This window comes from uncultured Sunxiuqinia sp., from assembly GCF_963974515.1.
Taxonomy (GTDB): domain Bacteria; phylum Bacteroidota; class Bacteroidia; order Bacteroidales; family Prolixibacteraceae; genus Sunxiuqinia.
This window is the reverse complement of sequence record NZ_CAXBDD010000116.1, coordinates 1-10,603: the sequence shown is the minus strand read 5'-3', so window position 1 is coordinate 10,603 and position 10,603 is coordinate 1. Positions and strand designations below refer to the sequence as shown.

6 protein-coding genes are annotated in these 10,603 nt (G+C 45.3%); all 6 read left to right on the top strand.

All coding sequences use genetic code 11. From position 1 onward, the window contains the following. On the top strand, positions 1 to 272 hold a 272-nt coding region (locus tag AAC033_RS16720; protein ID WP_339740222.1), incomplete at its 5' end, for a hypothetical protein. A 591-nt stretch (positions 273 to 863) separates the two neighbouring features. Beyond that, positions 864 to 3,116, top strand: coding sequence for a hypothetical protein (locus AAC033_RS16715; RefSeq protein ID WP_339740220.1), 2,253 nt, complete (start codon positions 864 to 866; stop codon positions 3,114 to 3,116). A gap of 24 nt (positions 3,117 to 3,140) precedes the next feature. Next, the gene (locus AAC033_RS16710) at positions 3,141 to 6,407 is read left to right on the top strand and encodes a SusC/RagA family TonB-linked outer membrane protein (RefSeq protein ID WP_339740218.1); all 3,267 of its coding nucleotides are present in this window, start codon (positions 3,141 to 3,143) and stop codon (positions 6,405 to 6,407) included. Positions 6,408 to 6,421: 14 nt separating this feature from the next. Beyond that, a complete protein-coding gene (locus AAC033_RS16705; RefSeq protein ID WP_339740216.1) occupies positions 6,422 to 7,960 on the top strand; it encodes a RagB/SusD family nutrient uptake outer membrane protein in 1,539 nt (512 codons plus the stop codon). A 15-nt stretch (positions 7,961 to 7,975) separates the two neighbouring features. Further along, positions 7,976 to 9,661, top strand: a complete 1,686-nt coding sequence (locus tag AAC033_RS16700; RefSeq protein WP_339740214.1) for a DUF5108 domain-containing protein — start codon at positions 7,976 to 7,978, stop codon at positions 9,659 to 9,661. A 10-nt stretch (positions 9,662 to 9,671) separates the two neighbouring features. Beyond that, on the top strand, positions 9,672 to 10,603 hold a 932-nt coding region (locus AAC033_RS16695; protein WP_339740212.1), incomplete at its 3' end, for a hypothetical protein.

Below are 10,603 nucleotides of genomic sequence, written 5' to 3'. Positions count from 1 at the left end.
CGAAAAGCTATCCGATTAGGATTGAAGTGGACGGGAAGCAGGTGCTTGAAGGGAGCACGCCTTTAGGTCTTGGCTACGTCACCTTGAAATTCCCTCCGACCAAAGGTCGAATAGTAAAAATACAACTGACAGGCGGTGCTTCGGATCAGGATAGCAAAAGTAAAGAAGTTGACGGGACAAAACTGGATGACGGAGTTAACCGAAATGATGCCGGTCAGAAAGGACGATTGAGCATCATTGAGACGGAGATTTATCAAGTACCGAACCAATGAAAGCAGCTAGTCCCGCGGAGAGAATTCAATCTGGGATTGCCCTTTGCCGGAGCGGTTATGAGTTTGTTCTCGTTAATTTGGGTGGAGGCGAAAGGGAAGTTTTACACGCATTTAAGCTAAAAAAAACAGTTTGTCATAGGTAATGTGTACAAAATTACAGACCGCTTAATATTGCTACCTATACATTTGTTGGCGAAGAAATCGAGATATTAAAATGAATTGCCTATGATGAAACATGATTAAGAATTTTTGTCAAAAGAAATAGCCTGATTTTTTACATGCAGGTTCCCCTGAGTTATGATTTTGACTCGCAAAGCCTTCACAAAAGTTGAAGGAAATAACTGAACGAACTACATAAAACAAACTTAACTATGAAAAACAAATTGACGCACATCCTTGTGCCCAAGGAATTTTTGTGTTCTTTCTCTGAAACCCCACTATCCCTAGCGGGTTACTCGAAAAATAAGCTTACCGGCTTTTTTCAATCGTATTCAATACCATTTTTTTACAGTCGTTTGAATCAAATTTCTGCCAGCGGAATCTGCCGGCCGGAAGTTGAGTTTAAAAATTAATCTTAAAACAGCATTACGTATGAATAAAATGAAATTCATAAAAACATTCGCTTGGGTTTTCATTTTCGTTTTTGCGCTGATCTCGTGCAAAGACCAAATGGAAGAGCATTATGCTGCCCCGGACTGGCTAAAAGGAAACGCTTGGGAAGCACTTGAAGAAAGAGGAAATTATTCTATCTTTTTAAAGGGTGCTGAGCTGGCTGGTTTCGAGCCAATCATGAAAGGGAAGAGCTTGGTTACGGTGATGGCTCCCGATGACGAGGTATTCTCCGGTTATCTTTCTGAAAACGGCAAATCTTCAATCGAAGATTATTCTGCTGAAGAACTCCAGAAACTGATTGGGTTTCACATTATGTATTATTCTTACGACAAGAATAAGCTCGTGAATTTCAGGCCGGAGCAGGGAGATGGCGCGACCGAGGATGAAAAAGAGTTTGCTGCCGGATTGTATTACAAGCACCGGACCCGTAGTTTGGAAGCACCTACGGCGGGAAAAGATACTTCGGGGAATGACATCCTGATCTATCACAATGAGGCCTTGTTGCCCGTGTTCTCGCATCGGATGTTCAGTACGAAGAATATCGATGCCAAGTATAACTACGAGTATTTTTACTCTGGTTCGAACTGGACCGGCGATAATGGCTTTAATGTCTCCAACGCGTCGGTTGATGAGTACGAGATCATCGCCAACAACGGTTATCTGTACCTGGTTGATCAGGTGGTTAATCCTCTGAATACCATTCATGCCGAGCTGGAAAGCCGTCCGGACTATTCTACTTACCTGGACTTGTATGATTTTTATTCCTACTATGAATTGGACGAAGAGCTGACCGTGAACTTTGGTAATGGCAGTGACTTGTATCGCCACCGGCATGAAGCCCCGTTGGCCGACATTGCTTTAGAATGGCCGCTTTCAAACTACCGGGCAATTGGTACAAATTCATCCTTGGCTTACAGCACATTTGCCCCTTCCAATTCGGCGTTCCAAAATTTTATGGAGGAGTATTGGACTCCGGGAGGATATAGTGATTTAAGTGAAGTGAACAATGTGGCTATTCGCTACCTGATCCGAAACAGTTACTATTCTGATGCCATTGTATTTCCGGAAGAAATCTCAAGTGGGCGGGTGGTGAATGACTTCGATGCTGTGATTAATTTCGACGTCGATGCCGTTCCCGCTGAAAATCGTGTGGTATGCCAAAATGGTGTATTCTATGGTTTGGAAGACCTGACTCCGCCGGGAATGTTTTACTCGGTCACCGGCCCTGCATTCAAACAGAAGGATCTATCCTGGTACCTGTATATGCTTGATCCGACAGATTTGTTGGTCAGTTTGTCTAGTGCTGAGTCCAACTTCACGCTGCTTATCCCGAGCAATACCCAAATGGAAGAAGGGGGTATTGGTTTGGAAGGAGACGAACTGTGGTCTTCGGATGGGGGTGATTATGGTCCAATGAACAGTTCGACCATGATTCAAACGGTAAATTTACATACGGTTACTGGAGGCATTGGCATTAGCTCTTCCGGAATCCAGGTTCTTCGTACCAATATTCCATACACCTATTGGTTTGTAAAAGATGGACAAATTACAACCAGTGTTTTGTTCAACAATTACTTTGAGCTTCCGACTTCGACCGTGAATTTCTACGATATTACAGAAACAACCAATAGTGGAGCGGACTGGTCAAATGGGAAAGCGTATACGTATGACAGCCCGGAGATCTTCAGGCCAATTATTTCGACACAATCCATGCAGTATCGTTTAGCCATTACGCAAGATGCAACTTATCCCTATTATAAGTTTTCGCAATTGTTGCGCGATGCCGGTGTGGTCGATGCTGCCAGAGGTTCCATCACTTTCCTGAATGGTGTACGTTGTGTGGCGTTTGTTCCTACCAATGACGCGATTGATGTAGCTGTCGCTGCCGGTGAAATTCCGGGTGTAGCCACGGACGGTACGATAACTGACCAGGGCCTGTTGGCAAATTACCTGAGATGCTATTTTGTTCCAACAGAGGATAACGGTATGTCAACCTATCCCTATATCGGTTCCGGTGTGAATGGTGATTATGAAACCAGACGAGCCTTTTTTGATGGCACTGGCACTGCTTATACGCAGCTATCAATCTTCGATGATGGTCAAAAATTGAGCGTTCAGCTGAAGGAGGCCGGATTTGGAACCGGGGCAAAGGTAGATGTCGTTCCTGATTTCTACTATTTCCCATTCTCCTATAATGATGGTGGGGCACACTACATTGACGGGGTACTTTAATCAAACAAATGAAACCGATTCATTATGAATAAAACAAAATATATAATCATTGTCTTTTTACTCCTGTTTGCAGGAATTCTCCAGGCGCAGAATACAAAGGTTTTGTCTGGACGGGTTTTTGAAATGGTTGACGGAGAAAAGCAACCTATTCCCGGGGCAAATGTGGTGGTGGCTAACAGCCAAAACCGTTTCCTTACCGGGGTGGCTACCGGGGGTACCGGCGAATATAATTTCCGGGTTCCTGCTAATGAAGAAAATCTAAGCATTATCTTCTCATTTATTGGCCTAAAAAGCCAGCGAGTCCCTTACACCGGCCAGGCTACTATTGACGTGGTATTGGAATCGGAAGACCGGACAGTAGCGGAAGTTACTGTACAAGGACGTCATATTGACCGGGTGACGGGAATTACGGAGAAACAGCAGACTTCTGCGACCCAGCGCGTTGAAATGGACGAGATTATGGCTGTTTCGCCTGTGACTTCGCTCGAAGAGGCTCTTCAGGGACAATTGGGTGGCGTAGACATTATCTCAGGTGGTGACCCGGGTGCCCGAAGCTCCATTCGTATTCGTGGTACAAGTACCTTAAATGCCTCGGCCGACCCTTTAATCGTCATTGATGGGATTCCTTATTCAACTGACATTAATGATGATTTCAATTTTGCAACCGCCAATGCCGAAGATTTTGGTCAGTTAATCAACATCGCACCGACCGATATCGAATCCATCGAAGTATTAAAAGATGCTGCAGCAACAGCCATTTGGGGGACCAAAGGTGGTAATGGCGTTTTGATGATCAACACCAAAAAGGGAGCCCGTGGTAAAACGCGGTTTACATACTCTTCAAAGTTCACTACCCGTTTCGAACCAGATCCAATACCGATGCTGGATGGTAACGAATACGTGGCCTTGATGCAGGATGCGATTTGGAACACGGCCAATGCGAAAGGATTAGCCAACTCGCAAACCGAACTTGGTTTGTTATTTGATACACCTGAAATTAATTACAGCCCCAGCTGGCGGTATTTTGACGAATATAATGTCAATACCGATTGGTTGGACGAAGTTCGCCGTACGGCATTTGTTACCGACAACAATTTTTCGATGATGGGTGGGGGCGACAAAGCCACTTACCGTTTTTCGGTTGGGTACTTGAACGACCAGGGAACCACCATTGGTACCTCGCTCGATCGTCTGACCTCTTTGTTGAATGTAAACTACAACTTCTCTGAAAAGCTCCGGGTGGATGTGGACTACAGTTTTACACAAACGGAGAAAGAAGGAAACTATGAGGGGGGAAGTGGTTGGCGAAATGCCCGTTCCGAAGCAATGGCTAAAATGCCGAACAAAAGTCCTTTCTGGATTGATGACGCAACGGGTCTGCGAATGGACGAGTATTTTTCGCGCCAAAACATCGATGAATTTCAGGGAGCATTTAACGGAAGAAGGAATTATAACCCGGTAGCGTTGGTGCACGAGGGGTTTAATAAATCTTCCATTCGGGAGTCCCGGATTACCTTCCGTATGAACTACTATATGACCAAGGATTTGACCTACACCGGCTGGGCAAGCATGAAATTAAATTCGAACCGGAATGAGAAATTTTTGCCGCAGGTTGCTACAGGTGTTACCGGGGTGAGTGTGTATGCCAATCAAAGCGCCGATGCTGTTTCCGATGGGTTCAACCTTCAAACCGAAAACAAGTTGTTGTACCGGAAGAATTGGAATGAGCAGCACAACCTGGTTGCTATGGCTCTCTATCGGACCAACCAAAGCCAAGGATCGAACTACTACAGTCAGATATCGGGTGCTGCTTCTGCAGGCCTGGCCGATCCTACTACGGGCGGTGCTGTTTCAGGATATGGCTCGGGATCGTCTGAAACCCGCTCAATGTCTGGGATCATGAATGCGCACTATACGTTTTTGGATCGCTACATGCTGAATGCCACCGTAAACTTTGAAGGTAACTCGAGCTTAGGAAAATCAGAACGCTGGGGCATGTTCCCTGCTGTTGGGCTTGCATGGCAGGCGCAAGAAGAGGAATTTATTAAAGCCCTTGGATGGGTGAATGAGGCTAAGTTCCGAGCGAGCTATGGTGCTTCGGGCCGGTCGCCAAGTGGCGCCTCTCCCTACATCGGCTCATTCCAGGCCTTGGGTGATAATTATATGGATATGACGGCTATTGCTCCGATAAAAATCCAATTGGATAACCTAAAGTGGGAAACGTCAAGGGAACTCAACCTGGGTTCCGACATTATTTTGTTGGATAACAAGTTTACCTTTTCGTTTGACTGGTATAAAAAGAGAACCGACGATTTGCTGCAGAAAGATGTGAAGATTCCGGCTTCGACTGGTTTTACCACGATTAAGTGGTATAATTCAGGAGAGATTACTAATACCGGAGTTGAGTTCCGGGTGGATTACGAGGTGTTCCGAAGCTCGGATTGGCGGATTTCTGTCAATGGTAACATCAACCGCAACGTCAACAAAATTGTGTCTTTACCGGATAACCTGACACAGGAAGCCTATACGTTTGAAAACGGGAACTATGCGCAACGTTTGGAAACTGGTGTTCCGATCGGTTCGTTCTATGGTTACAAATACCTGGGTGTTTACCAGAATGTGGAAGAAACTTATGCCCGCGATGCCGATGGCGGTATCATGAATGACATGGAAGGAAACCCAATTGTCACTCAAAATGGTAACCTTCAGGTATTTCCTGGCGATGCCAAATACGAAGACACGAATAACGACGGGGTGATTAACCAGTACGACATTGTTTACCTGGGCAACAGCATGCCGGTATTTACTGGCGGTGGTGGTTTCCAGGTCAAATACAAAGCCTTTACCGTAACCACTTTCTTTCATGGCCGTGCTGGACAGAAAGTGATCAATCAGGGCCGCATGAGCAGTGAATCCATGTACGGACGCGACAACCAAAGTACGGCCACCTTGAGAAGATGGCGAAGTGAAGGTGACCAAACCGATATTCCAAGAGCCTTATATAACTATGGGTACAACTACCTTGGTTCTGACCGCTTTGTGGAAGACGCTTCGTATATCCGTTTGAAATCATTGTCGTTGAGCTACAATATGCCCCGTGAGCTGATTCAAAATTTGGGAATCTCAAACCTGAATATTTTTGTGACGGGTTATGATTTGTTTACCTGGACAAAATACGCCGGACAAGATCCGGAAGTTAGAATGCCAAGTGCAACAAACGCTTTGGTAAAAGATGAAGCCAATACGCCTATTTCAAGACGTTTTGCCATGGGTGTGAATATTAACTTCTAATTGGAGGATTCGAAATGATAAAAAAGATTAAATATTTACTGTTATTAGTAATTCTGTCCTTTCAGTTTACCGCCTGCAGCGACTGGCTGTCGGTACTGCCTGAAAACGAGCAGGTCAGTGATGAGTACTGGACCTCTAAGGAAGAAGTAGAATCGGTACTGGCTTCCGGATACGTGTACTTGCGCGATGCTGTGCCTAACCTGGTTCAATGGGGCGAACTGCGTGGAGGAGCCATTTATTCCATTAACGGAAATGACTTGCAGACCTTTCAGGTGACGCCTGATGATGGTTCGCTATGTTCATGGGCTCCGCTCTACAAAGTAATCAACATGTCCAACTCGGTTATTGCCAATGCGGAAGCTGTTTTGCAGCGCGACGAAACTTTTGACGAGGCGGTCATGACTTCATACCTGACCGAAGCTTATTACCTGCGGGCCTTAAGCTACTTCTACATCGTACGGAACTGGCGTGATGCTCCTTTGATTTTGGAGCCTTATGAAACCGATAAGATCAGTTACGAAAAGGAGAAAGCATCTGAAGCCGAAATTATCGCTCAAATCAAGGAAGATATTACGATAGCGCTGGGCAGCGGTGCAGCAAAGGAGAAATACGAAGAAGATTGGGCAACGAAAGGACGAGGCACCAAATGGTCCCTCCATGCCTTGATGGCCGATGTGTGTCTTTGGAATGAAGAATATCAGACGGCGATTATGCATTGCAACGAAATACTGGATGCTTCTTCAGCATTCCGCCCGGTATTTGTAACCGACCCAACGAAATGGTATGAATTGTTCTATCCTGGAAACAGCAACGGATCAATTTTCGAAATCAATTGGGATCACGGAGCCTTTAACCAAACGAATAATTTGGCGAGCCAGTTTGGTAACGGAGCTCCCACTTATATCTATTCGGAACAAATGCTGTTTGACTGGATTGCTGAGACAAACCTGACGGGTCCGAATCAAGCTGTTCGGAGCCTGTATGGCGGGTTTGTACCTGATGTTGCAGGCGACAATTATCCGAATGCGAACTTAGGATATGTCTGGAAATACAGTGGTATCGGCATGCAAACCCAGGTGCGAAACACCGTGAATGAGCAAGATCCGAACTACATGGTTTACCGCGTAGCCGATGTGATGTTGATGAAAGCCGAAGCAATGATCCTGTCCTCGGCGGACATTCAAGGCTGGACGGTTGCTATCGACCTGATCAACGAAGTGAGGGTTCGTGCGAATCTGCCCGCCAGGAATTTGGTGCTGGAAGAACTTAGCGAAGCCGATATGCTGGAGCTGGTGCTTTACGAGAGAAACATGGAACTGGCTGGCGAAGGAAAACGCTGGTACGATCTGCTTCGATTTGGAAAACGCGACGGGTTTAAATACCGCGGCCAGTTTCTTGTCGATAGGGTCATTGACTACAACAATACCGCAAACCCTGCTTGGATCCGGTCAGTGTTGAACAACGATGACGCGCTATACCTGCCTATTGAAACGAGTGAATTGGAAAACAACCGCTTACTCGTGCAGAATCCCTATTATCAAGCAACAAATTAAAAAGAGATCCGGATTATGAAAAAATATTTGCTAATCAGTATGGTGTTTGTCCTCCTCTTTTCGTGCGAGGACCCATACGAAAATGAAAATTTTGTGGTGTACGATCTGTACCCCGCTGCCACCTACCTGGAAAATCGCGAGGATGAGTTCTCGAAATGGATTGAGATCTTGAAATATGCCGATCTGTATAATGCGGTGAACCAGGCAAGTAAGACCTTTACTTTGTTCGTTCCCGACAACAATGCGGTAGATGCGTTTTTTGCTGAAAAGGGAGTGGCCAATATTGCTGAGCTCGGTGTTACTTATGCCAAAGCACTGGTTCAGTACCATATCATTGAAGGTGAAGTTCCTCAAAAAGAGTTCTTAATTGGTGGAAAGCTGACCAAGGCAACCATATCGGGTGATTACCTGTCGGTTTCATTCGATGACGACGAAACATCAGAAGGAGGACTGAATTCAGTTTACCTGAATGATGAAGCACTTGTCAGTGAATTGGCCAATGAAGTGACCAACGGATTTGTGTACACCTTGGATGATGTTCTAACACCGCTGGTTGAAACTGTTTACGATCGGTTGACTGAAAATAGTGAGTATTCTATTTTCAAGGAAGCAGTTGAGGCCACAGGTTGGGATGAAATCCTGAGTACGGTAACAGACACGGTTCAAAATGAATTTGGTGGTAAAATCGCTGTGAAGCGCAATTACACCACTTTTGTCGTTTCCAACACAACTTTCGGAAGTGAGGGTGTAACCAGCTTAAGTGATTTGGCCGGAAAAGTAGGCGCTTCCACTGACTATCAGAATTCGGAGAATGCCCTTAACCAATACATTGCCTATCACGTGCTTTCTTCAACAAGATATATTGAAGACCTGTACGCGTTTTCTGATGGCGATTCGACAGCCATCTGGAGTACACTGGCTTCAAAGCAGGTTATTTCTACCCACAACTTCTGGGGGACATACTATGTGAATTATGATGAAGCGACTTCATCCGGAATTGAACTGGTAGCAGGAAAAACCGATATGCTGGCAAAAAATGGAATTCTGCATGAGGTGAGTGAGTATATGCCCGTTTTCGCACCAAATCCAATGACCATTATTTGGGATGTTTGTGATTATGACGATGTGGCCGCTGCTGTCAACGCATACGGGGCCGAGCAGAACCTGGGAGATATTTACCAGACGGCTCAAAGCGGCGAACACTGGATTGAATTTTCTTCTGATGCTGTAAAAAGCTATACCTGGAAGGAAAACAGCACGGCCGGATGGTACCCATCCCTGGGATATCTTGTTACCAAATCAAGTGATGGCGGGAAAACCAATTCTTACAAAGCGTATAAGCATGATATGCTTGTTGTGAATCTGGGGTACCTGGGGAATGTCAGTATGCAAACGCCTGTGCTGCTGAAGGGCAGGTATAAAGTCGAATTATTTTACGCCAGTGCAGGTTCGCTCGCTCCTTTCGTTTCGGGTGGTAGTTTGTGTAAAGTATCGCTTGATGCAACGGAAAACGAAGTTTATGTATATGACGGCGCAAAAGCTTCGGTCGGTATCTACGGAATGACACTATTCAATGAGATTGAATTTGATTCAACAGATTCACATGAGTTTAAAGTGGTGTTGTTGGATTCGCGGGCAACTACGCACTCAGCGTATCGCCTGCAATTAGACTACATCAAGTTTACTCCTATTAACGAATAATCTATCGATCATGAAAAGACAATATTTATACGCCATAGCCGCAGTGATGATGCTGTTTTCCTTTGCTTGCACCGACAAGTGGGACCAGCATTATACACCCGGCGAAAAAGAAGTAGGCAGCGGCATCGTCGAAGTGGTGGACATGTCGGCTGAAGCTTACATCCAGTCTGAATCAGACTTAAGCGCGATTGCAGCCTTATTTACTGACCAGGATGTTTTCACCAAAATGGGGGAGAAAGATCAATTGTTCACTGTTTTGGTTTATTCGAACGCGGTGATGGGCGCGGCTCAAATTGAAGAGCCCGATTTCTTTGCCAACACCTGTGTCAGCAATTTGGCCTTTACGCCAACCAAACTGGTCGATGGCTTGGCCATTCAAATGTGGAATGGCAAATACCTTGAAGTTTCGGTTCAGGCGAATGCCAGTACAACCGATTATTTCATTGCCGGATCTCAAATCGTGAAAATTATTCAGGTAGACAATGGTTTTGTTTACTTGATGGGTGAACCGATTTACGCACCAAAATCAATGTACGAATTCTTGAAAGCCTTGAACGATGATAATTTCGGCCTGTTCAAAGAATTGGTATTCAAATATGAAGAACGTGCTTTCGACCGTGACAACAGCGTTCCTGTGGGAGTGGATAATACGGGTAATACCGTTTATGATTCGGTATTTGTTACCAAAAACCTGTTGATGGATCGCTTCAATTCGGGCGGCTCTGAAACCTGGAACATGCGCTCTGAGTTTTTTACTTCGACGCTGTTGGTTCCTAACAACACCTTGGTTGAAGGCGCTTTGACGAAAGCCTATCAGGATGTTCGCGATGCCTTGAACCGTGACCCGAATGGCAACGATACGCTCAAATTTGAACAGTACATTATTAAGTCAGCATTTTATGACAGGGCCTTGACTGCGGAAGAGTTGGAAGGAACAGAAGA